Raw genomic sequence first — 25,004 nt, 5'->3', positions numbered from 1 at the left:
CCTGTTTCTGATGGTCGAGGACCTTCCCCCGATGGTCGAGGCGCCTTTTCCTGGTGGTCGAGGACTTTCCCCCCGATGGTCGAGGTGCGAGGCGCGTGCGCCGAGCCTCGAGACCCGGTGAGCCGCAGCTGGTTCCACCCCACAGCGAAACCCCGTCACCGCGGATAGGTGACGATCACCTGCCCCGTCCGCCGGCTCCGCCACTGCACCCTCCGATCCAGAATGAGCATCGGCACCCATTCGGCGAGATGCTTGCGTTGGTGATCGGCCCGGCACAGCGGGATGAGGTCACCGAGCACCGTCCACCCGCCGACCTCGGGGTCGGTGTGGTTGAACGGTCGCCAATGATCGAGGTCGCACTGGTGCGACGGCATCCCGCAGTACGGAAACCGGCACCAGGCGTCGTTGGCGAGCACCTCAGCGCGCAAGGCGGCGCTGGGTGCATAGGTCAATGCCCCAGGGGGTGGCACGGTAAAACCGCCGTGTCCGGTCGGATCTGCCGGTGGGGCTTGGGGTCGGTCGGAGATCTGCGGGATGAGTGGTCCCGCAGCGCGGGCGGTTTCGGGGTAGTGGATGGTTTTCGCTATCTCGGCGAGGGTGGTGGCGTAGTCGGGGTCGATGGGCCCGTACCCCTGCAACCGGGGCACCAGCACACCGTCAGGGTCCTTCAACACCGTCAACACAGGTGCGCCGGGCACGACCAGGGCACGTCCGAACGCCACCGGAACCTCATCCGGCGTCGGTGGGTTCATCGGGTCGGGGACGTCGGGTTCGGCGACCGGCTCCACCAACTCGACTTCGGGAGCGTCCGCGTCGGCAGGTTCGGGTAGCAAGTCGTCCCACGCTGCCGCATCGGCAGCGTCAGCGGGTGTCTCCGCCGACCCGTTGCTGTCGGTGCCGCCACCTCGTTTCGGGCAATCATCTTGTCCACATTCGCAGTCGAGCCGGGCGCCGGGGACGCCGGTGATCTCCCCGAGGGCGATCACCCGCAGCGATCCCACGCGGCGCGGGTCTTTGCGGCAGGTGCGTTTGTCGATGAGGGCGTTGATCTGCGTCGTGAGGAACACCCCGTAATGGGCGGGAACGACCGCATCCAAGGTGGAGTGTCCAGCGACATCGGGGGTGATGGTGACGTTTCCCACCAGATCGGTGATGGTGTCACGGTCCTCGATCACACTGTCGGGGTTCATCGAAATCAACGCAGCGTCGAGTTGTTGCGACAGCACTGGGTCGGTGGTGGCGCGGGATCCGTAGTCCAGGACGATCTCTTCGAACGTCATCTCCTCGTTGTCACCGGACTCGTCACCGGTATCGACGCTGTCGGTGTCGGTGTCCTCGCCACGCTGCGCGGCGCGCGCCATGATCGAGACCCGATTCGTCGACAGTTCCCCATTCAGGTAGACGGCGCGGATCAGGGGGAACTTCTCCAACAGATCCGCCAACGCTATCCAGTTGCCGGCTTTGCTGCGGGAGACCTTGAACTGCAACGACACTTCGGCCCGGCCGAGTCTCTCGGCATGTTCGATCACCGACCCCCACACACCGGTCTCAGGCCGCCCGGCCAGATGCTCACGAAACACCCGCTCCGCCAACGCGGCAGCGGCCAGGACTGTCCGGGCCTCGTATTTGCGGGACTGGCGGAGCAGGTCCGGGCCGGTTTCGGTGAGCTCGTCGCGTGTCATGGCTGTGATCGCGGCAGCGTCGGCATCCGGGTCGGTGAACGTCAACACACTCGACATCCGAACAACCTCCCCTCCCGTGATCGGTGATTCAACCTATGGGCACAAGTGTACGAAGGGGTACCGACAAAACCGTCCCGGTGATTGCCAGGCCGGGGAAATCTGTGGACAAGTCGTCGAGTGGGTAGTGGATGTGGTTGCGATGCTTGTCATCTCACCGGGTCTCGAGGCTCGCCGCACGCGGCTCGCACCTCGACCACCGGGGAAAGGGGCGAGCGTCGGAAGGTGAAAGCGCTCCGCCGTCGGGGGAAGGCGCAAGCATCGGTCAGGAAACGCGCCGTCGTTCTACTCCGGACCTTTCCATCCGATGGTCGAGGTGCCGAGGAGCGCCAGCGACGAGCCTCGAGACCCCGCTCGCCGACAGGTATCCACACCACCTGCCGAACCGAACCAGCACCGGCGCAGGCGATCTCGAGGCTCGCCGCACGCGGCTCACACCTCGACCACCGGGGAAAGGGGCGAGCGTCGGAAGGTGAAAGCGCTCCGCCGTCGGGGGAAGGCGCAAGCATCGGTCAGGAAACGCGCCGTCGTTCTACTCCGATGGTCGAGGTGCCGAGGAGCGATAGCGACGAGCCTCGAGACCCCGCTCGCCGACAGGTATCCACACCACCCGTCCAACCGAACCAGCACCGGCACAAGCAGTCTCGAGGCTCGCCGCACGCGGCTCGCACCTCGACCACCGGGAAGGAACGGTCGAGCATCGGCGGCGGAAGCGCTCCACCGTCCGGGGGAGGGGTGACAATCGGTCAGGAAACGCGCCGTCGTTCTACTCTGGACCTTTCCATCCGATGGTCGAGGTGCCGAGGAGCGCCAGCGAAGAGCCTCGAGACCCCGCTCGCCGATCAGTATCCACACCACCCGACGAACCGAACCAGCACCGGCACAAGCAGTCTCGAGGCTCACCGCACGCGGCTCGCACCTCGACCACCGGAGGGAAGGAGCGAGCATCGGGTGGTGGAAGGGCCGAACATCCGGTGCAGGAAGCGCTCGACCACCGAACACGTCGAGCGATCAGGTCGAGCGATCAGACCGCGGCGTCGAGCCTCGTGCGCTGCTCGTCGGTGAGGGTCAGTTCGGCGGCGTCGAGGGCGGCGTCGAGTTGGGCCGGCGTGCTGACGCCGACGATCGGCCGGATCACCGGGGAACCACCGAGTAGCCAGGCGAGGACGACCTGACCGGGAGTGGCACCGAGTTCATCTGCGACGCCATGCAATTCGGCCAGGCGTCGGGTTGTGCCCGGGTGGTCGTAGGCTTCGGGGAACGGTCGGTCGGCGCGGTCGAAACTGCCCTGGATCAGCGGACTGTACGCCCACAGTTCGATCTCGGGATGGGTGGTGACGTAGTCGATGGTCTCTTCGGTGACGAATCCGAAGCGGTGATCCTTACCCGGCACGGCGGTGTCCGGACGGGGTCGGACGTACGACGTCGACAACTGCAGTGCGGTGAACGGCGCGGTGCCGGCGACCGACGCGAGGGCGCGCGCCTGCTCCACGCGCCATGTCGGATGGTTCGAGATACCGATCCGGCCGACCACGCCGTCGTCGACGAGCCGGCCGAACGTCGAGACCACTTCGGCCATCGGAGTCTGCCGGTCTTCCAGGTGTGCCCAGTACAGATCGATGTGATCGACCTGAAGTCGCGCGAGACTCGCCTCGATCGACCGCATGACGACGTCGTGACCGAGACCGACAACCTCACCCGGCCGTCCGGGGACGGGCTCCGGCCCGACCTTCGTCGCCAGCGTCACCTGTTCGCGCACTCCGGGGTTGTCGGCGAACCACCGACCGAGCATCTCTTCGCTCTGTCCGCCCGAGCCCGTCCCCGATGCCCAGAACGCGTAGCAATCCGCGGTGTCGAGCGTTGTTCCGCCGCGTTCCAGGAATCGCTCGATCAGCACCCGGGAAGTGGCATCGTCGGTGCGCGTGCCGAAGTACATACATCCGAGGACCAGGGAATCAGTGGGCATGCGGACAGGCTAGCCGCCGGGGTTTTCGATAACGGCCCAGAGATTCGCGATACAGCACATCGCGCTTGCAGAAGTTAGCGGACGTCACAGAGATCCCGGCTTGTCGACCCTGCAAACGAGTTGTATCCTGGGGTTACCGGCGAGTAACTTAGCGGTCGTTCGGTCGTGTTCCTTCAGAACATCCTCCGGGCACTTGCGCGAGTTCACCTGTCGACACATCCAGCGACCACCCGCGAGGGATTCAGCCCGCGTCAGATAGGAATCCAAATGGGCCACTACAAGAGCAACATGCGCGACCTGCAGTTCAACCTCTTCGAGGTCTTCGAGCTGGACAAGGTGCTCGAGTCGGGGGAGTTCGGCGATCTGGATCACGAGACCGCCGTAGACATGCTCCGCGAGGTCCGGACTCTCGCCGAGGGCCCGATCGCGGAATCCTTCGCCGAGGCCGACCGCAATCCGCCGGTCTTCGACCCGGAAACCCACAGCGTCACCATCCCCGAGAGCTTCAAGAAGTCCTACAACGCCCTCGTCGAGGGTGGCTGGGACAAGGTCGGCGTCAACGAGGAACTCGGCGGCATGCCGGCGCCCCGATCGCTGTACTGGGCGATCGGTGAGATGATTCTCGGCGCGAACCCGCCGGTGTTCATGTACGCCGCAGGCTCGGGCTTCGCGAACATCTTCTACGACAACGGAACCGACGAGCAGAAGAAGTGGGCAGCCATCTGCTCCGAGCGCGGCTGGGGCGCCACGATGGTGCTCACCGAGCCCGACGCCGGCTCGGACGTGGGCGCCGGACGCACCAAGGCCGTCCAGCAGGAGGACGGCTCCTGGCACATCGACGGGGTGAAGCGCTTCATCACCTCCGCCGACCAGGACATGACCGAGAACATCTTCCACCTGGTGCTCGCCCGCCCCGAGGGTGCGGGCCCGGGCACCAAGGGGCTGTCGCTGTTCTTCGTCCCGAAGTTCCATTTCGACTTCGAGACCGGCGAACTCGGCGAGCGCAACGGCGCCTTCGTCACCAACGTCGAGCACAAGATGGGCATCAAGGCGTCGGCCACTTGTGAGGTCACCTTCGGCCAGCACGGCGTCCCGGCCAAGGGCTGGCTCGTCGGCGAGGTCCACAAGGGCATCGCGCAGATGTTCCAGGTGATCGAGCACGCGCGAATGATGGTGGGCACCAAGGCGATCTCGACACTGTCGACCGGTTACCTCAATGCTCTCGACTACGCCAAGGAGCGCGTGCAGGGCGCCGACATGGTGCAGATGACCGACAAGGCCGCGCCGCGGGTCACCATCACCCATCACCCCGACGTTCGTCGTTCGCTGATGACCCAGAAGGCCTACGCGGAGGGGCTGCGCGCGATCTACCTCTACACCGCCTCGCACCAGGATTCCGTTGCCGCACAGATCGTCTCCGGCGCCGATCCCGAGATGGCACACCGCGTCAACGACCTGCTGCTGCCGATCGTCAAGGGTGTCGGCTCCGAGCGTGCCTACGCCAACCTCGGTCATGAGTCGCTGCAGACCTTCGGTGGTTCGGGCTTCCTGCAGGATTACCCGATCGAGCAGTACATCCGCGACTCGAAGATCGACTCCCTCTACGAGGGCACGACGGCCATCCAGGCGCAGGACTTCTTCTTCCGCAAGATCATTCGCGACAAGGGTCAGGCCCTCGCGCATGTTGCCGGGCAGATCCAGTCGTTCATCGACACCGAGGCCGGCAACGGCCGTCTCAAGGCCGAGCGCGCGCTGCTCAAGACCGCCCTCGAGGACGTGCAGGCGATGGCCGCATCCCTAACCGGCGACCTGATGGGCGCGCAGGAGAACCCGAAGGACCTCTACAAGGTGGGTCTGGGCTCGGTGCGCTTCCTGATGTCGGTCGGCGATCTGCTCATCGGCTGGCTGCTCCTGCGCCAGTCCGAGATCGCGCTGGCCAAGCTCGATGAGGGCGTGACCGGCGACGACAAGTCCTTCTACGAGGGCAAGGTCGCCGTCGCGAGCTTCTTCGCCAAGAACATGCTGCCGCTGCTCACCTCGATCCGTACCACCGTCGAGAACATCGACGGCGAGATCATGGAGCTCGACGAAGCCGCCTTCTGACACAACAGAACACCGCACGAGCCGAGGGGCCGGGATCTCCGTCGAGATCCCGGCCCCTCGGCGTCGGCGCATACTGGACGACGTGAGCGCACGGACCTTCCGGATGCACTCCGTCTGGCAACTGCCCTTCGACCACCACACCGTGCTGGCCGCACTCGCCGACGCCGACTCCTACCCCACCTGGTGGCCGCAGGTCCGCGAGGCCACGAGGGTCGACGACACCTCCGGCGATGCGGTACTGCGGTCACTGCTGCCGATATCGCTTCGGGTGCATGTGCACGAGGACGTCGTCGATCCCGCGGCCGGCGTCCTGCAGGCACGCGTCGACGGCGACCTGACGGGGTGGACCCGGTGGACCATTCACGCGTGTACGTCCGCCGACTGCTGTCGGGCCGAGTTCCGTCAGGTCGTCGACCTCACCTCACCGATGCCGCTCCCCCTCATCCGGGTCGGCCGTCCGGTGTTGTACGCCAACCACCGGTACATGATGTGGTCGGGCAGGCGCGGCCTGATCCGGCATCTGAATTCGGCGAGGCCGTCCGGCGAATTCTCATATTGACACGCTTCGCAGGCACCGATCGGCACCCATGGCCGGGCGCGCATACGTAGCGTGAGATGCGGGGGCGTGAGACCGGGGGACCCGACCACGTGAGGTGACACCAGATGAAGGCACTCGTTTTCCACGGTCCCGGCCAGAAGGCCTGGGAGGACGTCCCCGATCCGAAGCTCAGCGAACCCACCGACGTCATCGTCAAGATGGACACGACGACGATCTGCGGCACCGACCTGCACATCCTCAAGGGCGACGTTCCCGCGGTCACTCCCGGACGCATCCTCGGACACGAGGGAGTCGGCACGATCACCGAGGTCGGCGACGCCGTGACCACGTTGGCCGTCGGCGACCAGGTGATCCTGTCCTGCATTTCCTCGTGCGGGAAATGCTCGTTCTGCAAACAGGGCGTCTACTCGCACTGCCTCGGCAGCGAGGGCACGTCGGGTATCGGCTGGATCTTCGGCCATCTCATCGACGGCACCCAAGCCGAGTACGTGCGGGTGCCCTACGCCGAGAACTCGGTCCACAAGCTGCCGTCGGCGGTCAGCCCCGAGCAGGGCACGTTGCTCTCCGACATCCTGCCCACCGGCCACGAGATCGGGGTCCGCCACGGGGCGGTGAAACCCGGTGATGTGGTCGCGGTGATCGGCACCGGCCCGGTCGGTCTCGCCGCCATCGCCACCGCGGGTCTCTACGGGCCCAGCCGGGTCATCGCCGTCGATATCGACGCCAACCGGGTCGAACAGGCCCGCCGGTTCGGGGCGACCGACGGTGTCGTGTCGACCGCGTCTGGTTGGCGCGAGGATATCCTGGCGATGACCGACGGACTCGGCGTCGACGTCGTGATCGAGGCCGTCGGCATTCCCGACACGTTCCAGATGTGCCTCGACATCGTCCGCCCCGCAGGCCATGTCGCCAATGTCGGTGTACACGGCAAGCCCGTCGAGTTGCCCATCCAGGACCTCTGGATCTCCAACATCGTGATGTCGATGGGCCTGGTGAACACCAATACCCTTGGCACACTTCTGAAGTTGGTGGCACAACGTCGGATCGACCCGGAACCGTTCATCAGCCACCGATTCGGGCTCGGCGAGATCATCGACGCCTACGATGTGTTCTCCCGAGCGGCAGAAACCAAGGCGCTCAAGGTGATCATGAGCGTCTGAGGTCCCCCGAGAACCACCACGGCCGCGCCGGATCCGAGGATCCGACGCGGCCGTGACCGTGAGAGAACTTGTGCCAGAACTACTTCGGTGGCATCCGGATGCCGCCGTCGACGCGGACGACCTCGGCGTTCATGTAGGAGTTGGTGACGAGCTCGACGACCATCGACGCGAGTTCGTCGGGTACACCGAGACGACGCGGGAACAGCACCGACTCGCCGAGCTTGGCCTTGAACGCCTCGGCGGCCTCACCCTCACCGTAGATCGGGGTGTCGATCAGGCCGGGGGCGACGGTGTTGACGCGCACGCCCACGGCCGCGAGGTCACGCGCGACCGGCAGGGTCATGCCGACGACGCCGCCCTTGGACGACGAGTACGACGCCTGGCCGATCTGGCCGTCGAAAGCCGCGACACTCGCCATGTTGACGATCGCGCCCCGCTCGTTCGATTCCAGCGGCTCGTTGCGGCTCATCGCGGTGGCAGCCAGCCGGATGGCGTCGAAGGTGCCGATCAGGTTGATCGCGATGACCTTCTTGTACGCGTCGAGGTTGTGCGCGGATGCGAAGTCACCGTCCTTGCCGATGGTGCGCTGCGCCCAGCCGATACCGGCCGAGTTCACCAGCACCCGCAGCGGGCCGAGCTCGGTCGCCTGGTTGACGGCGTTCTCGAGATCATCGGTCTTGGTCACGTCCACCGCGACGAACTTGCCGTCGACCTCCTTGGCGAGTTCACCGCCCTTTTCTGCGTTGAGGTCGGCGATGATGACCTTCGCCCCCTTGGCCGCCAGCTGGCGAACCACCGCGGCGCCGATGCCCGACGCCCCACCCGTCACGATTGCACTTGCTCCGTTGATATCCACGTCGACAGACTACGACGCCCTGTGACTGGTCTAACAACCCGGGGCCGAGCGATCAGTCGGTAAGTGACCGGGCCGCGAACAACGCGACGAGCTCAGCCCGCCTCGCGGACTCCATCGAGGGGTCCAGCCGCCCGCACCTGCGCAACTCGCACACCCCGTGCAGCGCGCTCCACAGCAGTTCCGCGCGCACCTGAACGCCGACGTCCTCACCGAGGGCATCCCCGCCACCGAGCGCCTCGACGAAGGTCGAGAATGCGCGACGCATGATCTCAGGAGTCTCGTCGTGAGCGAACCGCGCGGCGATCGGCATGGCGAACATCGCCTCGTACGTGGCCGGGTTGCGTTGCGCGAAAGCAAGATACGCATCGATCAGGCCACCGACCCGACCTTCGGAGTCCGTGTCGCCGGACACCGAGTCGCCGGACACCGAGGCAACGAATTCCGCGAATCCGAGCATCGCCACCGCCGTCACGATCTCGTCGCGCCCCCCGGGAAAGTGCTGATAGAGCACCGGCGGCGTGTACTCGATCTCATCGGCCAGCCGGCGGGTGGTCACCGCGGACCATCCGTCACGCTCGGCCAACACCCGCGCCGCCTCGACGACCCTGTCCCGACGTTCGGCACGCTCTCGTGCGCGCCGATCCTGTGCACCCATGGTCGAAAAATTACCATTGATAGATTTTGTTATCGCTGTTAGATTTATTTCCATCGGTAACTACCAGAAAGGTGCGAACGATGACAACGAGCTTCATCCAGTCGGCGATCGCGATCTCGGTGATGACCAACGCGGTCATCTACGGCATCGACGTGTTCTCCGGCCTGATCATGCGGCCGGTGTACACCCGGGTCGACACAGCGACGATGACCGTCATGGCAGGTCTCGGTCATCACTACGGCGACAAGCGACTGCCGATCGTCGGCATCACGGGCTATGCGACGGCCGTCGCCGCGATGATCGCCGCGTTCGTCACCGGCCACTCCGGTACGGCCCTGTGGTGCACGGTTGCGGTGGCCGCATTGACGGTGTGGCTCGCCCTCTATGCCTTCGTCGCCAAACCGATCAACACACGGCAAACTGGTGCGGCGCTCAGTGGTGTCATCCCCTCCGACGCCGAGGAACTGCAGGAGCGATGGGACTCGGTGATGCCGGCGCGCATCGCATTGCAGACCGTCGCGCTCGCCGCACTCGTCATTGCCCTGGCGATCTGAGCGGCAATCATGACCAGCATCCTGTGGTGGATAGGGGCGGCGATCGGTGTGGCGATCGCGCTGGGCATCATCGTGATCGGCGCCGCCTATTTGGCCCGCAGCGCCACCAACGCCGCCGGTTTCGGCCTGCCGACATCACTGTCGCCCCACGACCGTGGATGGTGGCAGGTCAAAGGGATTCGTGACGTGACATCCGGTGTTCTGGTACTCGCATTCCTTGTTGCCGGCACCGATCGCGTGCCCCTGCTCCTCGGCGTGCTGGCGCTGATCCCGCTCGGCGACATGCTGATCGTGCTCGGGCAACACGGCAGCCGATCCCGCGCACTCGGGATCCACGGGGTGACGGCGGTGGTTCTGCTCGGCGCCTGCATTCTCACCGCGGTCGGGCAGGCGCCGTGGTGACCGTGTCGAGGTCGAGGAGAACGCGTACTGCCGCGAGGTCCTGGGCACCGAGGCCCACGGAGACGAACATCGTGATCTCGTCGTCCCCGGCACGGCCGATCGCGTCTCCGCTAATGACCGCCCCCAGGTCGGTGGCAACATCGGCGAGGTCGACGACTCCATGCCGCAGGGCCGCAACGACGGCCCCGGAGGTTGTCCTGGCGGTGGCCACATCGTCGACGATCACCCGCGACCGGCGGAGCGCCTCGGCGTCGATCTCCCGATGATCCGGCCGGGGTGGCGCACCGACGACATTCAGATGCGTTCCGGCGCGCAGCCATTCGCCGCGCAGGATCGGCGTCGGTGACGGCGTAAGTGTGCAGACGATGTCGGCACGAGAACAGACCTCACGGGGATCGTCGACCACCTGAACGTCACAATCGAAGTGGCTGATCGCACTGACGAACTCCTGCGTACGCCGAGCGGATCGGGACCAGACGACGACGGTGTCGAGGCTGTCGATGCGCGCGATCAGGAACCGCACGTGCTCGAGGGCCAGCCGGCCCGCACCGATCACCCCGAGAACACGGGCACCCGCGGCCGCGAGATGACTCGATGCCACCGCGCTCGCCGCCGCGGTCCGGGCGGCCGTCAACCGACCACCCGCCAGGATCGCCCGCACCCGACCCGAGTCGATGTCGGTGACCAGGATCGTCGAGAGTTGGCGTGGTGCACCGCGGTTGGCCCGATCCGGTGAGTCGGTCATGATCTTCGCGACGCACACACCGTCGATCGCCGACACCGCGATCATCGGATGCACCGCCGCCTGCGTTCCCGGCACCACGATGTCGGCGGCCACCGGGTTGACGACGACGCCACGATGCAGATCGATGTGCACCTGCTCCACCGCAGCCATCAGACGCAGTGGGTCGAGGAGGCGGTCGATCGTCTCGTCGTCGACGGCCACCCCCTCGACACACTGACCGGTCATCGCACCGGGTGGGCGGCCGAAACCACCAGTGCCGACTCGTCGACCAGATCACCATAGGCCATAGGGGTGCGGATCATCTTCTCGTCGAACAGGATTCGGAGCCAGCGATCGGTGGCACCCGGGTCGATACGCGGGGTGTCCCAGGTCCTCGACGCCTGCAGCCGGGTGCAGGACTGCGCCAGGTGGGCCGGGTCGGCGGTGGGCCAGTGCTCGGCCATCAGCGGCGCCAGATCCTCGATCTGCGCAGTCGCCAACAGATCCATCGCCTCGCCGATCGCGTCGACGAAGCCGGCGAGAGCCGGCACGAGCTCGTCGAAACGATCACGACGACAATAGAAGACACTGTTGGGCCCGAGTCCCCCGGAGACCGTGTAGTCGATCGCGATGCTGCCGTCGCGCCGGCGTTGTGCCGCCAGCGCGTTGGACAGATCGAGCACGATCGCGTCCCCGAGTCCGCCGCGGAACAGGTCCAGGTACATCGGCGTCGAGAGGTCCCGCAGGAAGGTGACCGATCGCGGATCGGCTCCGGCCTCTCGCATCAGTCCGGCGGTGAACGCATACGGGGCGCTGCCGCCGATGCCGGGCGCGAGGATCGTCGTCCCCTCCATGCTGTTCCACGAGAACTCCTGGGCCTGCTCGGCGTCACGAACCACCAGCGCCTTGGGGAATTGGTGGTTCAGCTGGGCAAAAGTGGTGAATTCGGTTGTGGTGCCGTGGTACATCGCCGGCACCCAGAGGCCGCCCAGCGCGACCTCCGCGGAGTTGTCTGCGAGATCATCGAGGACCCCGGTCCACGGGTCGCGTGCGATGAACTCGACATCAAGGCCACGTCGGGCGAAGAGACCGTCGGAGTCGGCGAGGTAGGCGGGCAGATAGTTCAGAGCGTGGGAGGTCGCACTGATGGTCAGGCGTTGCATTGCAGAACCTTTCGGTAATGGATGGATCGTCAACGTGCGGAAAGGGTTTGATCTAGGACTCGGCGTGGATCTCTTCCAGGGACCGCCCGAAGGTCTCGGGGCCGAATCGGGCGGCGACAACCAGGAGTGCGTACATCGCGGCGATCATCAGGAAGACGCCGGCAACGCCGGCGAGGCCGAAGAAGTACAGCGCGGCGAACGGCATGACCGCACCCGCCACATTGCCGATGCCGTTGACCACCGAGGCGCCCATCGCCCGCACCGAGGTCGGGAAGAGCTCCGGCGCCCACACCGAGAGCATGGTGTTGAGCAGCATCGTGAAGAACTGGAACACCGCGCCGAGGATGAGGATGGTGGCCACCGAATCGGCGAAGGCGGCGAAACAAATCGCCGAGGCGCAGCCGAGCGTGGCCGCCGACATGACGGTGATCCTCCGCGGTACCCGCCCCGCGAGAACTGCTGCGGCGCAGGCACCGACAAGACTGCCGATGTTCATGATCATGGTGAACACGAGCGAGTCGGTCAGCGAGTATCCGCGTGACACCAACAGGATCGGCATCAGGAACAGCAGCGTGACCTGCGCTCCGAAAGACATCCACGACGCCGTCCCGATGGCCGCGGTACGGCGGAGGTTGCTGCCGCGAAAGACCTCCACGATCGACACCCGTTGCGCCACCACCGGGATGTCGGTGGTGGCCACGAACGAGGTCGGCGAGCCCTTGCGACGAAGATCCGAAAGCCGTTTCCCACCAAGACGGTTCAGGCTCTCGTTGGCTTCGTCGACGCGTCCCTTGTCCACCAGGAAGCGTGGCGACTCCGGAAGGTAGCGACGGAACGCGACGACCAGCAATGCGGGCACCGCGAGAATGACGTAGGTCCAGCGCCAGGAGTGCGCGTCGCCACCGAGGAGTCCGCCGAGCGGTCCGAGGACCAGCGCGAAGAAGCCGAAGGAGGCGATGTTGCCGATTCCCCCGGAAGAGATGTTCAGACTCGCCAGCACCGACCCGCGATAGCGGGTGGCCACGACCTCCGCGAGCAACGCGAGACCGACGGTGAACTCACCACCCAATCCGACACCGACGATGAACCGGCTGCAGAGCAGCATCTCGTAGTTGACGGCCACCGCGCTGATCAGTCCCCCGAGCGTGTAGATCAGCAGGTTGAAACTGAGTGCGAACCGCCGGCCCCACCGATCGGCGGCGTAACCGCCGATCAGTCGTCCGACGAGCCCTCCGATCACGGTCGCTGTGTTGATCGCGGTGAGTTGGGCGTTGCCGATCCCCAGCGCGTCCTTGATCAGGGGGCCCATGGAACCGGTGGAGTTCTGTTCGAGACTGTCGAAGAACAGCCCAGCCATCAGCAGAACGATCACCCAGCCCTGGGCGCGGGAGAATCCGATACGGTCCAGGGCTGCGGCGAGCGATCCCGTCGCCACGGCATCGCGACCGTTCTGCGGGGAATCGCCTGCGGACGGGGTGGGCTCGGGTGTGGAGGAGACGTCTTTCGGCGCGGCCGAAGGTGAGGTGGTGGACATGAGCGTGTGCTCCAGGTGAGAGGTGGAAGTGGATTGCCGCAGCACCGCGACCCCTAAAGTTGTATACAAACAGTGTTGCATACCGGTGAACTACCGCGTCAATTGCGTTACTTAGTGAATCCTCTACCCATGTTCGTATACGAAACTCTCACTCTTGATCTACGAACCGTTCCTCGTCCTTCCGGAGGTGTTCCTCCATCAAGAATCCGGCCTGAACCACTGCACCACTGACGATCGCGTGTGCAATGGCCATGTGATCGAGAGTCGCTCCGTGTCGATCGTCGCCGAGTGCCCACGCCACACGGCGATTGACATCGGCAAGCATCGTTGCGAGCTGCGAGTTGCCGGCACCGGTCACGACCAGTTCGTGAAAGGAGGGTCCGTCACCGGCGCGTACGGGTCGTTCCGAGCGCGCGACCGCGGCCAGTTCGTCGACGCTCACGCCGCCGCGCCGCTCGGCGGCCAACTGTGCCGCGAGCACCTCGAGCCCCCGGCGCACCTGGAGCAGCCCGAGACCGTCGGTACGGGGCGCCTGGGCGACCGTGGCTCCGCGATACCGCACCGTGAGTACAAAGCCCTCGGACTCCAGCTGCGCCAGCGCTTCTCGAACCGGCACCCGCGAGACACCGAAACGTTTGGCGATTGATTCTTCGATCAGGCGCTGCCCCGCAGGGAGGTCGCCGCCGAGGATTTCCTCGCGCAGCGTCTCGGCGATCAGGTCTTTGGGGGAACGATCGTCGGTTCTCTGGGCCACATCCACGCACTGCAGTTTAGGGCGAGGACATGTGGAGCGCCGTCGGCGAACTGCAGAGCGCTGTCGGCGGTGAGAAGAGCGCTGTCGGCGTCAGATGCACCGCACGGTCGGCTCGGGCGCGTAGCGCACGGTCCGCGTGTGCCGGCTGATCAGTGCGCCGCTGCGGGCATCGGTGATGACCCGGGTGTCGCTGGTGGTGAATCCGCGGCTGCCGCGACTCGCGATGCAGTCGGGCCCGCGCGGCACCCGCCGCACCTCCGGCGCGGTGTAGGCGTAGCGCTCACCGGTGATCGACTGGACCTCGACACTTCTCGTGCCCCACAGCCGAACCGTCACCGACGACGGACTCCACGTGGTCTCGATCAGGACGCCGTGGCGCGAGGTGTTGCCGATGACGAGGTCGATGGCGCCCTCGAACACCGTCGCCTCCCGCGCTTCGGGGTACCGCGAGATGTAGTAGGCGTGTTCGGTGTGGTCGACGTCGGCGAGTCCGGCGAAGTAGGCGGCGTTGTAGAGCGTGGTGGCGAACTGGGAGATACCGCCGCCCACCGCGTTCGACGCGCGGCCGTGATCGATGATCGTCGAGCTGACGTAGCCCTGCGCGGTGCCCCGCGGCCCGGTGTGGGTGTTGAGGGAGAAGTTCTTGCCCGGCAGGATCAGCGCGCCGTCGACCTCGGCCGCCACCAGCCGGATGTTCTCGCCGGACGCCGACGAGAAACCGCCGGTGGTGTACTCACCGATCACCTCGGTGACCCCGAGCGAACGGGCCTTCTCGGTGGACAGCGCGGGCGGCACCGTCCGGTAGACGGCTGCGGCGGTGCGTCGCCCGGCGCCGACGACGGCGCGTTCGAGTGCGGCGAAGGTCTTGTCCCAGTCGACGTGTGCACCGTCGCGGGCCGGCACGACGCGCGGGCGGCCCGTCGCCAGCGAGAATCTCGCATCGGCGGGCCGGGTCTCGGAGTCGCGGAGCGCGGCCAGCGCCGCACGACCGCGTTCGCGGTCGACGTGCGCGACGAGCCCGCCCCGCCCGTCCGGAACGAAGGTGAGGATGGCGCCGATCTGCCTGGGTGACAGACTCACCCGAACGCCTCCGCGACCGGTGATCTCGACGTCGTCGGACACCGCACGCGCCGCCGGACCCGCGACGGTCGCCCGCACCACCTCGGCACTCACGGTCGGCGCGAACGGTTCCATCGGCAGCTCCACGACATCACCGTCGAGCCACTCGCGGGCCAGCACCGCGCGCGCCGCGTCACGGTCGACGCGCCGACCGGCGGCGGGCAGATCGGCGACCGGGCGGGCCCCGTCGTAGTGCACCCCACCGTCCACCGCCGACCGTTCCAGATCGCGATGGAGACCGGCGATCGCCTCGTCGAAGCGCGCGGCGTCGACACGGACCACCGGCGCGACGTCGTGTGTGCGGCCGAAGAGGGCCAGGAATCGGGTGAGCGGACTGCGCGGCTGACGTTGCAGCGCCGTCGCGGTGGCATCGGCGTCGAATGCCACGCCCAACGCTGCGGCGTCGACGGTGGCCGAGCCCGACTCGGTGCGCAACCGCACGGGCTCACCGGCCTGCTGTGTCACCTCGTCGAGCCGGTGGTCCAGGCGAACCGGGGACAGGTTGCCGACGTCGCGGCCTGCGGTGACCGCTCCGCGGGCGGTGTGCCCCGAGGTGACCAGGAGATCCATGGACAACGTCAGAAGTATGACGGAGATCACACCCGTGGTGATTCGTGCGCCCACCCGCCATCGACGTCGCCGCGCTGAACTCACGCTGTCACTCATACCGAACAAATCCGGCCAATGCGACTCCGATGGCTTCTCCCCATAACGCAATCGAGGGCCTGACCGGCGATTACACGCTGATCAGGCCCTCTGTGAGAGGCGCTCCGGTTGAGCTGTCGGGTCGGGGGTCTGACAGCTCAACCGAAGCTACCCCGTATATCTACGGGACTTTCGCCTTCGTTACAACACGGGGTGTCCATTGATCGGACGAATCGTGCGGCGAAGAATCTCACTCAGCCTTCGATGATCGCGGTGACGCCCTGGCCGCCCGCGGCGCAGATCGAGATCAGCGCGCGACCGCCGCCGTTCTCCTTGATCTGCTTGGCCGCCTGGGCCACGATGCGTCCGCCGGTCGCGGCGAAGGGGTGTCCCGCAGCCAGCGACGAGCCGTTGACGTTGAGCTTGCTGCGGTCGATCGCGCCGAGCGCCTTGTCCAGGCCCAGCCGCTCCTTGCAGTACTCCTCGGACTCCCACGCCTGCAGCGTCGCGAGCACCACCGAGGCGAAGGCCTCGTGGATCTCGTAGAAGTCGAAGTCCTGCAAGGTGAGGCCGTTGCGCTCGAGCAGTCGCGGGACGGCGTAGGTCGGGGCCATCAGCAGGCCGTCGGGGCCGTTGACGTAGTCGACCGCCGCGGACTCGGAGTCGACAAAGTACGCCAGCACCGGAATGCCCTTCTCCTGCGCCCACTCATCGCTGGCGAGCAGCACGGTCGACGCACCGTCGGTCAGCGGCGTCGAATTGCCCGCGGTCATCGTGGCGTCGCCCAGCGACACCCCGAAGACCGGCTTGAGCTTGGCGAGCTTCTCGGCACTCGAGTCGCCGCGCAGGTTCTGATCACGGGTCAGGCCGAGGAACGGGGTGACCAGGTCGTCGAAGAAACCGGCGTCGTAGGCGGCGGCCATCTTCTGGTGGCTGGCCGCGGCGAGAGCGTCCTGGTCGGCGCGCTTGATGCCGAACTCCTTGGCGGTGATCGCCGCGTGCTCGCCCATCGACATCCCGGTGCGGGGCTCGCCGTTGCGCGGGATCTCGATGCCGAGCTTGGGCAGCGCCTTGAGGAGTCCGAGGACCTGATCCTGGGTGCTGCGGGCCCGGTTCACCTCGAGCAGGCCACGACGGAAGCCCTCGGAGACACCGATGGGTGCGTCGGAGGTGGTGTCGACGCCGCCGCCGACCGCGACGTCGTAGCGACCGCGTGCGATGCCGTCGGCGACGGCGGTGATCGCCTGCAGGCCGGTGCCGCACGCCTGCTGGATGTCGAAGGCCGGGGTGTAGGGCGAGAGCGCCGATCCCAGCACGGACTCGCGGATGAGATTGAAATCACGCGACAGCTTCAACACCGCGCCGCCGGCCACCATGCCGAGGCGTTCGCCCTGGAGGCTGTAGCGACTGACGAGGCCGTCGAGGGCCGCGGTGAACATGTCTTGGTTGCTGACCTTGGCATATGCCTTGTCCTGCCGCGCGAACGGAATGCGGTTGCCGCCGAGGATCGCAACCGGGCGCTCGGTGCGGGTCTTGGGTGTGTTGGCCACGAGAGATCTCCCAGGTGTCGATTGGTACCTTTAACGTATTCTTACTCCAGAGTAAGTTAGATGTCGAACGGCGCTCCCCCCAGCAGCGTCCTCGATCACACCGAGCGTGAGAACAATTCAGAGGAGATTCACGTGGCTGCCAACTCCACGACCGCAGGCCTGTACTCGAGTTTCGTGCACTCCGGGCCGGGTGCGTTCATCGCCAAGCAGGCCGGACTGCCCGTCCCGCCGCCCCTGCGGCGCTACAAGGCCTCCGAGCCGCCGCTGCCGGGACCGGTGTTGCTCGGCGGGTCCGGCCGTCTCGTCGAGCCGTTGCGTGAGCTCCTCTCGGGTCCCGACTACACGCTGATCGAGAACGCCACCACCGGCCGCAGCGCCGACAAGTACGGCGGTCTGGTCTTCGACGCCACCGGGATCACCTCCCCCGCCGAGCTCGAGCAGCTCTTCGAGTTCTTCCAGCCGATCATGCGCTCGACCGCGGCGTGTGCACGCTTCGTCGTGCTCGGCACCACCCCCGAACTCGTCACCGATCCCGACGAGCACATCGCCCAGCGGGCCCTCGAGGGATTCACCCGCTCGCTCGGCAAGGAACTCCTCAAGGGTTCGACCGTGCAACTCGTCTACGTCTCCCCCGACGCCAAGACCGGGCTCACCGGTCTGGAGTCGACGCTGCGCTTCGTGCTGTCGGCGAAGTCGGCCTTCGTCGACGCCCAGGTGATCCGGGTCGGCGCCGACGATGCCACCGCTCCCGCGAGCTGGGACAAGCCGCTCGAGGGCAAGGTGGCCGTGGTGACCGGTGCCGCCCGCGGTATCGGTGCGACGATCGCTGAGGTGTTGGCCCGCGACGGCGCCCACGTGATCTGCGCCGACATCCCGGCTGCCGGTGAGGCCCTCGCCGAGACCGCCAACAAGGTCGGCGGCACCTCGCTGCCGCTCGACGTCAGCGCACCCGACGCCGGCGAGAAGCTCGCCGAGCACGCGCTCACCCGCCACGGCGGCATCGACATCATCGTCAACAACGCCGGCATCACCCGCGACAAGTTGCTCGCGAACATGGATGCGGCGCGCTGGAATTCGGTGATCTCGGTCAACCTGATCGCGCCGCAGCAACTGGTCAACGCGCTCGTGCAGAAGAACGCGTTGAAGCCCGGCGGCGCGGTGATCGACGTGTCGTCGATCGCGGGTATCGCGGGTAACCGCGGCCAGACCAACTACGGCGCCTCCAAGGCCGGCGTGATCGGTCTCGTCGACACCTATGCCCCGCTGCTCGCCGAAAAGGGCATCACGATCAACGCCGTCGCCCCCGGTTTCATCGAGACCAAGATGACCGCCGCGATCCCGCTGGCCACCCGCGAGGCCGGCCGCCTGATGAGTTCGCTGCAGCAGGGCGGGCAGACCGTCGACGTCGCCGAAACCGTTGCCTACTTTGCCAATCCGGCCTCCAACGCCATCACCGGCAACGTGGTCCGGGTCTGCGGCCAGGGATTCCTGGGGGCGTGATGAGCAAGACCATCACCCTCTCGTCGCCGCCGAGCACCGCCGACGTCTACTCCAAGGCGGTCACCGCGATGCTCCCGGTGATCGGCAAGCCCGGCCGGATTCGCGCCGACGCGACCATCCCGGACCGGCGCTACCGGCTCGAGAACATCCGTATCGATCCGGATCGGCTGCTGGCCTACACCCGGGCGACCGGACAGCAGTTCGGCCCGACGTTGCCGATCACCTACCCGTTCGTGCTGCAGTTCCCGCTGGCCATGAAGATCATGACCGACGGCGACTTCCCTTTCGGCGCAGTCGGTTCGGTGCATCTGGAGAACACGATCACGCGACTGCGTCCGATCGGGATCGACGAGCCGCTGACCATCGAGAATCACGCCGAGAATCTGCGTGAACACCGCAAGGGCATGCTCGTCGACATGGTCTCGGAGATCAGCGTCGGCACCGAGCTGGTGACCCGGCAGGTGGCGACGTTCCTCAAGCAGCAACGCACCAGCCTCTCCGACGAACCGCGCGGGCCGGCTCCTCGGGATCAGGCGCCACCGCCTCCGGATGCGGTGCTCGCAGTGGATCTGGCGAAGATCCGCGAATACGCGGCGGCCTCGGGGGATCGCAATCCGATCCACATGGGCGATCTCACCGCCAAGGCGTTCGGCTTCCCGAAGGCCATCGCGCACGGGATGTGGAGTGCGGCAGCGGCTGTCGCCAATGTCGAGGCGCAACTGCCCGACGCCGTCACCTACACGGTGCGGTGGGGTAAGCCGATTCTGTTGCCGGCCAAGGTGAACGTCTACACGCATAGATTAGACGGCGCCGGGAGCTTCGATATCTCGATTCTGAACCGGCGCAAGGGGTATCCGCATCTGACGGCGACCACCCGCACCAACTGAGGCACCACGGATACCAGAACTCCCGCCCGGCAGTGCCGGGCGGGAGTTCTGCGTTCGTACCGGTGATTCGTCTCAGGAGGGGGTGTGGATTCCGACGCCCTTCAGGCCGCGCCAGGTGATGCCGACCAGCAGATCGGTGGCGGTCTCGAGGTCGACGTCGCCCTCGCTCATGCGGTCGGCGACGGCCTCACCGGCGCCGACGAGGGCGATCGCGGTGAGCTCGAAATCGATGTCGAGCGCCCCCTCGACCGTGGTGCCGCGACGGATCAGATCCGACACCATGTCGACGATGTGGCGACGGCTGGTGCTGACGGTGTCGGCGAAGGCGGCCGAGCCGACGGCCACGCGGTAGAGCACCCGCCAGGACTCGCGGTTCTCGTCGACGTACCGGAGGAATTCCCGCACCACTGTGCGGGCCTGCTCGCTCTGGCGGAGTTTGGGATCGAAACCGACCGCCATCGCGTCGATGAATCGGCCGCCTTCGCGGGCGATACATGCGCTGAACAGCTCTTCCTTGGACCCGTAGTACAGGTAGAGCATCGGTTTGCTAATCTTCGCCTGGGCTGCGATCGAATCCATGGACGTGTCCCGGAAGCCGTTCTCGGCGAACACCGAGACCGCGGCGTCGAGCATCTGCTGCTCGCGCACCGCGCGGGGCAGTCGTTTGGTCCCGCCGACCATGATGGCTCCTCACACTCGCCACACCCCCGCCGCGCGGCAGGGATCAGATCATCTTACCGTTCAGTAAGATTCAGCGGTAACCAGCCGCCCGCAACGCGGCGAGGACCTCCGATCGAGACCCACCCCCGAAGCGCCGGCGAATACGGGCGACGTGATGCTCGACGGTCTTCGCCGAGATGAACAACCGAGCGCCGATCTCGGCGTACGTGCAGCCGGCGAGAAGCTCGTGGGCGACCTGCGCCTCACGATCGGTCAACGGCCCCGATGGGGGTGTGAGCTGCGGGGATGGCGCTTCGGCGCTCGTCGGACGCGGGCTCGGCAGGTCGGGTGCGGCGGTGTCGGCGCACAGACGGGCGGCGTCCGTCGGTGCGCCGATGGCGACCAGTCCGGTGCGGGCCTGCACCACCCGCGGATCGTCGATCGGTGTTGCGGCGAAGGCCAGATCGTGCACGACACGCGCGGCCGCCGCCAGGGTCGCGGTGCGCTCGTCGCCGGGATTCGCCGACAGCGCCGTCTCGAGCCGGGCGAGCCGGTCCTCGGTGCCCGTCCGGTCACCGGCGGCGGCGCACGCGCGGATCGCGTACCAGTTCCACGTCACCGCCCAACCGCTCATGGTTCCGATTCCGGCGACGACCTCGTCGAATGCGGCGACCTGACCCCGTACGCGCGCCTGTTCGCCCGCTGCGGCGAGTGACAGCCACAACTCGCCGAGGGTGAGGGTGTCGGCGAGCCCGAACTCGACGGCAGCCGCCGCACGCAGTACCTGTCCGCAGCCGCCGGGAGTCGGCAGCGGGCCGAGCGCGGCGACCTCCGCACGCACCCGATCGGCGGGCGTGGGCGTGACCGGCGTAAGCGTCGGCGCGCCCGCCGCGGTGTGCGGATCGAGCAGCAGCGCAATCCACCGCAGGGCGAGATCACGGCGGTCGGCGTCGAAGACCTCGTCGGCCACCACCCGGGCGGCGAGGACATCCCCGGATTGCACGGCGAGCATCAGCGCGGGCCACGCGATGTCGTCACGATCGGTCAGCATCGGCAGCGCCCGCAGCAGTCCGTCGAGCGTAGGGCCGCTGATCGGCTCACCGAACAGGGCTCGCAGCGCGTCACGTTGCGCCGTGCGCGCGGCCGTCGGCGCCGCACCGGTGTCGGTCAGGTAGTGGGCGGCGGCGTCGCGATCCCCGACGTCGAGCAAGGCGCGGACCGCCGTGATCGGTTGCGTCGCAGCATACTTAGGGCCCAGCCAGCGAATGAGGTCGGCGGCGTGCGACGGCCGGCCGGCGGCGAGCGCGATCCGCGCCGCCAGAATGGTCGGGGCGACGTGTGTGGCCGCAGGACTCGTTGCGGCTCCGATGATCTCGTCGACGATCCGTGATGCACGGTGGACGTCACCGGCGGCCAGCGCCAGATGTGCTCGGCGCATGGCGATCTCGGACGCATCACCACCGGCGCCCGCGGCCGCGGTCAGGAGCACCTCCGCCTCCGACGCCGACGCCCGGGCCGCCGCCTCGAGCAGCGCCGCACTCACCCGGGGCTCACGAATACCCAGTTCCGCTGCGGCCATCGCATCACCCGGCGAGATCGAGCCGACTCCCATGCGGCGCACCACGCTCGCGCGCCGTACCTGCGCAACACGCCCCGGACCCAGGGTCTCCACCAGCGGTCCCCGAGCGGTCGGCACCAGGGTGTCGGAGCTCAGGAGCAGACCACTGCCCCGAGCCCGGTCGACCGCGGTGATCGCGCTCTGCTCGTCGATGTCGAGGGCCTCGGCGACCACCGAGGTGTCGAGCCCGTTGCCCTCGACGGCGACGGCGAGGGCGCCGAGCACGGCGTCATCGAGATGCTCCAGGCGCCGCCGGTACGCCTTCCGTGCGAGCACCGCCGCCCTCTCGACGGGATTGAGCGGAGGCGAATCCGGATGTGCCGCACCGAACTCGGATGCCAGCGTCACGAGGATCTCGTCGATGAGGCCCGGTGCACCCGCGCACGTGCGTCGGATGTGGGAGGCCTGCGTCGGATCGAGGTCGACGCGCCGCAGCAGGGCCCGATCGAGCACCCACGCGGTCGACACCGGAGTGCACACGCGAACTCCGCCACCCGGACGGGACCGTTGGATGAGACCGGTGATCATGGTGTCGCGCAACCTGTTCTCGGTCGCGGCGAGCACGGCGAGGTGACCGTCGTCGAGCGCCGAACGCAACCGGGCGATGCTCGCGACGGGCCAGGCATGGACGTCGTCGGCGACCACGACGGGCCGGCGACCGTGGGTGTCGGGCGTCTGCGCATCCCGTGGGATGCCGACGACGACCCGCGCACCGGCGGCACGCAGGCGTTCGGCGAGGCTCGTCAGCGCCCGCGACCGGCCGCTGCCGGGCGGACCGACCAGAACGGCGAGATCGAGACCGCAATCGTGGTGGCCGAGTTCGTCGACGACGCGGAGCGCCCAGGGATCGGAATCATCGGCGGGCAGAGGCGCCACGGCGGGGGCCGCGAGGCCCTCGCTCACGGGCACGCCGGAAGTCCGACGAGACCACAGGTGATCTGACCGACGCCACCGAGGACGTCGCCGGGCAACTGGCGCACCGCGCCACCGATTCCGCCACCCGAGCCACTGTTGCCGGAGCCGGAGCCGCCGGACGACGTACCACCGCCAGAGCCGTCGTCGGTGCCGCCGGTGTCGGTGTTCCCGGTGCCGCTACCGCTGCCCGTGCCCCCGTTTGTCGCGCCACCGTTGTCGGTACCCCCGTTGGAGGTCGACGGCTGCGGTGCCGCGGTGGACGCGGCCGGTTGACCGGGCTGCGCGCCGCTCGAGGCGGCCGGGGCACCGGCGGCCGTCGAGGTGGGCGCTCCGGTGGTGGCAGTGCGCCCGGCGGTTCCCGTCGTCGCGGCGGCACCGCCCGACCTCGACGTCGTCGGGCCACCGGCCGCGGCGGACGCCGCCGTCGATCGCGCGGGGGTCGATGCCCCGTGTGCTCCGCTGGGCACCGCACCCTCGGCCGGCGCGGGTGTCGCCGGCTTGGTCGAGCCGACGAGTCCGGTACCCACCGACAATCCGGCGGCAGTGAACACCGCGATGACCGCCACACCGAGCGCAACCAGAACACCGCGCTTGCGATTGGAGAGGCGTTGCGCCGGAGCACTTTCGGAGACCGGTGCCGGTTCGACGGCGTGGATCGGGGCGGGTGCGGGCAGGGGCGCGGCCGCGGCAAGCAGCGCGGTGGCGTCGTCGGGGCCACCGGCAGCGGCAAGACGGTCCGCAGCAAGACGGTCTGCGGAGATCAACGCCGCGCCCACCGCGGCGGCGCCCGACGGATCGGGGTCGAGGATCACCGGGATGTGCAGTGCAGATTCGAGCAGTTCGGAGACGATGGGGACCGACGAGCCGCCGCCGACCGCGACGATCGCCGCCACCCGACGCGGATCGACGCCCGCGGCGGCGAGCGCGTCGCGCACGAGGCTCACCGATTCCAGCACCGGCCCACGCACCAGCTCGTCGACGTCCTCCCGCACGAGCCGGGCCTGCGTGCGATGCTCTCCGACCGAGATGTCCACGGCGGTACCGGTATCCGTCGACAGCCGCTCCTTCGCGGTGCGGCAGCGCCCGCGGAGTTCGGTGAGGTCGGCGAGGATCGAGGGATTGTCGACGGAGGCGCCCAACGTGTGGCCGAGCCCGGTGGCCTCCAGGGTGTGATCGAGCAGTAGCCGGTCGATGTCGCGGCCGCTCACCAGCGTCGAGGTCAGCGGGCGCGTCAACGGTGTCGGATCGGTACCGGCGGCGAGCACCGTCACCGTGGTGGCGGACGCACCGAAGTCGTAGACGACGACGGGATCACCGTCGGCGAAGGCCCCCGTGCTGTGTTCGGCGGCGGTCACCGCGGTCACCGCCGCACTCGTCCAGTCGCAGCGGTCCGCGGTGAGCCCGGTGGCCGCCTGCACCGCGCGGCCGACGTCGGCGATCACCGCCGGAGACCACCCGTCGGGGACCGCGAACGTCACATGCACGGTCTGGGGGTCCGCGCCGGTGGCATCTAGTATCTCGGTGAGCAGCCGATGGACGGCCTGCGCGTAGAGCGCCTCGGCGAACACCGGATCCCCTGCGGCGTCGACGAGACCGACCGGATCGCCGATGCGATGCAAGAAGTCGTCACGTCCGGCGAGCTCGACCGTCGGACGGGTGACGGTACCCGCCCAGCCGTCGGCGTACGCACCGACCGCGATCGAGAGGTCGGTGCCGATCTTGATGCCGATCGCCAACGCGGTCGCCGCCTCATGATCGCCCACACCCCCGGCCGGCTCGGGTGTCGCGTCATGCCGGATGTCGACGGTCATCGTCTCTCCTCAGTCTCCTCAACCGGCGTGGACGCGCCGGGTGACCCGCAGGTCACACTGCTCATCATGTCGCGACAGCCCGGCGTGTCGTTAGCCGACAGGGCAAAGATGGGGGATTTTCCCCGCATTG

The 25,004-nt window shown here is 67.5% G+C and carries 20 protein-coding genes; 7 read left to right on the top strand and 13 right to left on the bottom strand.

The window, feature by feature from the left end; translation table 11 throughout:
* Positions 1-155 precede the first annotated feature (155 nt).
* Both J6U32_RS05655 and J6U32_RS05650 read right to left on the bottom strand, forming a co-directional pair.
* A complete protein-coding gene (locus J6U32_RS05655) occupies positions 156-1,739 on the bottom strand; it encodes an HNH endonuclease signature motif containing protein (protein WP_208793923.1) in 1,584 nt (527 codons plus the stop codon).
* Positions 1,740-2,763: 1,024 nt separating this feature from the next.
* Complete coding sequence (locus J6U32_RS05650; RefSeq protein WP_208793922.1) at positions 2,764-3,705, bottom strand: aldo/keto reductase; 942 nt, start codon at positions 3,703-3,705, stop codon at positions 2,764-2,766.
* 267 nt (positions 3,706-3,972) lie between these two features.
* Between J6U32_RS05650 and J6U32_RS05645 the strand changes: the two genes are divergently transcribed.
* The 3 genes from J6U32_RS05645 to J6U32_RS05635 all read left to right on the top strand — a co-directional run bounded on the left by J6U32_RS05645 (position 3,973) and on the right by J6U32_RS05635 (position 7,527).
* On the top strand, positions 3,973-5,808 hold the full coding sequence (locus J6U32_RS05645; protein WP_208793921.1) for an acyl-CoA dehydrogenase: 1,836 nt from the start codon (positions 3,973-3,975) through the stop codon (positions 5,806-5,808).
* A gap of 82 nt (positions 5,809-5,890) precedes the next feature.
* Positions 5,891-6,367, top strand: coding sequence for an SRPBCC family protein (locus J6U32_RS05640; protein WP_244332637.1), 477 nt, complete (start codon positions 5,891-5,893; stop codon positions 6,365-6,367).
* A gap of 104 nt (positions 6,368-6,471) precedes the next feature.
* Positions 6,472-7,527 (top strand): zinc-dependent alcohol dehydrogenase family protein, encoded by a 1,056-nt coding sequence (locus tag J6U32_RS05635; protein ID WP_208793920.1) that lies wholly within the window; start codon positions 6,472-6,474, stop codon positions 7,525-7,527.
* Positions 7,528-7,606: 79 nt separating this feature from the next.
* On the opposite strand, the gene J6U32_RS05630 is transcribed toward J6U32_RS05635, so the two are convergent.
* Positions 7,607-8,383 (bottom strand): SDR family NAD(P)-dependent oxidoreductase, encoded by a 777-nt coding sequence (locus tag J6U32_RS05630; protein ID WP_208793919.1) that lies wholly within the window; start codon positions 8,381-8,383, stop codon positions 7,607-7,609.
* A gap of 52 nt (positions 8,384-8,435) precedes the next feature.
* A complete protein-coding gene (locus tag J6U32_RS05625) occupies positions 8,436-9,038 on the bottom strand; it encodes a TetR/AcrR family transcriptional regulator (protein ID WP_208793918.1) in 603 nt (200 codons plus the stop codon).
* 80 nt (positions 9,039-9,118) lie between these two features.
* Here J6U32_RS05625 and J6U32_RS05620 point away from each other — a divergent pair, with 80 nt between their 5' ends.
* Positions 9,119-9,592, top strand: coding sequence for a DUF1772 domain-containing protein (locus tag J6U32_RS05620; RefSeq protein WP_208793917.1), 474 nt, complete (start codon positions 9,119-9,121; stop codon positions 9,590-9,592).
* Between the two features lie 9 nt (positions 9,593-9,601).
* The gene (locus J6U32_RS05615) at positions 9,602-9,994 is read left to right on the top strand and encodes a DUF4267 domain-containing protein (protein WP_208793916.1); all 393 of its coding nucleotides are present in this window, start codon (positions 9,602-9,604) and stop codon (positions 9,992-9,994) included.
* Here the strand turns inward: J6U32_RS05615 and J6U32_RS05610 are convergent.
* From J6U32_RS05610 to J6U32_RS05585, 6 genes are all read right to left on the bottom strand, one after another.
* Positions 9,966-10,964, bottom strand: a complete 999-nt coding sequence (locus J6U32_RS05610; RefSeq protein WP_208793915.1) for an ornithine cyclodeaminase family protein — start codon at positions 10,962-10,964, stop codon at positions 9,966-9,968. The genes J6U32_RS05615 and J6U32_RS05610 overlap by 29 nt on opposite strands.
* Positions 10,961-11,881 carry an ABC transporter substrate-binding protein gene (locus tag J6U32_RS05605; protein WP_208793914.1) on the bottom strand — a complete coding sequence of 307 codons (921 nt, stop codon included), beginning with the start codon at positions 11,879-11,881 and terminating at the stop codon, positions 10,961-10,963. Before J6U32_RS05605 ends, J6U32_RS05610 begins: the two co-directional genes overlap by 4 nt.
* Before the next feature lie 52 nt (positions 11,882-11,933).
* On the bottom strand, positions 11,934-13,415 hold the full coding sequence (locus J6U32_RS05600; RefSeq protein ID WP_244332635.1) for an MFS transporter: 1,482 nt from the start codon (positions 13,413-13,415) through the stop codon (positions 11,934-11,936).
* Between the two features lie 148 nt (positions 13,416-13,563).
* Positions 13,564-14,175, bottom strand: a complete 612-nt coding sequence (locus J6U32_RS05595; RefSeq protein WP_208793913.1) for a GntR family transcriptional regulator — start codon at positions 14,173-14,175, stop codon at positions 13,564-13,566.
* 84 nt (positions 14,176-14,259) lie between these two features.
* The gene (locus J6U32_RS05590; protein WP_432276983.1) at positions 14,260-15,954 is read right to left on the bottom strand and encodes a VanW family protein; all 1,695 of its coding nucleotides are present in this window, start codon (positions 15,952-15,954) and stop codon (positions 14,260-14,262) included.
* A 233-nt stretch (positions 15,955-16,187) separates the two neighbouring features.
* The gene (locus J6U32_RS05585; protein WP_208793912.1) at positions 16,188-17,483 is read right to left on the bottom strand and encodes an acetyl-CoA C-acetyltransferase; all 1,296 of its coding nucleotides are present in this window, start codon (positions 17,481-17,483) and stop codon (positions 16,188-16,190) included.
* 132 nt (positions 17,484-17,615) lie between these two features.
* On the opposite strand from J6U32_RS05585, the gene J6U32_RS05580 reads away from it, so the two are divergent.
* Positions 17,616-18,983: a 3-oxoacyl-ACP reductase gene (locus tag J6U32_RS05580; protein WP_208793911.1), complete on the top strand. Its 1,368-nt coding sequence runs from the start codon at positions 17,616-17,618 to the stop codon at positions 18,981-18,983.
* Positions 18,983-19,870 (top strand): MaoC family dehydratase, encoded by an 888-nt coding sequence (locus tag J6U32_RS05575; RefSeq protein WP_208793910.1) that lies wholly within the window; start codon positions 18,983-18,985, stop codon positions 19,868-19,870. Before J6U32_RS05580 ends, J6U32_RS05575 begins: the two co-directional genes overlap by 1 nt.
* 72 nt (positions 19,871-19,942) lie before the next feature.
* On the opposite strand, the gene J6U32_RS05570 is transcribed toward J6U32_RS05575, so the two are convergent.
* The 3 genes from J6U32_RS05570 to J6U32_RS05560 all read right to left on the bottom strand — a co-directional run bounded on the left by J6U32_RS05570 (position 19,943) and on the right by J6U32_RS05560 (position 24,874).
* Positions 19,943-20,551, bottom strand: a complete 609-nt coding sequence (locus J6U32_RS05570; protein WP_208793909.1) for a TetR/AcrR family transcriptional regulator — start codon at positions 20,549-20,551, stop codon at positions 19,943-19,945.
* A 70-nt stretch (positions 20,552-20,621) separates the two neighbouring features.
* Positions 20,622-23,057 carry a helix-turn-helix domain-containing protein gene (locus J6U32_RS05565; RefSeq protein ID WP_208793908.1) on the bottom strand — a complete coding sequence of 812 codons (2,436 nt, stop codon included), beginning with the start codon at positions 23,055-23,057 and terminating at the stop codon, positions 20,622-20,624.
* Positions 23,048-24,874 (bottom strand): Hsp70 family protein, encoded by a 1,827-nt coding sequence (locus J6U32_RS05560; RefSeq protein ID WP_208793907.1) that lies wholly within the window; start codon positions 24,872-24,874, stop codon positions 23,048-23,050. The genes J6U32_RS05565 and J6U32_RS05560 overlap by 10 nt, the downstream gene beginning before the upstream one ends.
* Positions 24,875-25,004 lie beyond the last annotated feature (130 nt).

The sequence above is a fragment of the Gordonia polyisoprenivorans genome (assembly GCF_017654315.1).
Lineage (GTDB): Bacteria > Actinomycetota > Actinomycetes > Mycobacteriales > Mycobacteriaceae > Gordonia > Gordonia polyisoprenivorans_A.
Note: the sequence above shows the minus strand (reverse complement) of the source record. Positions and strands in the feature narration are given on the sequence as shown.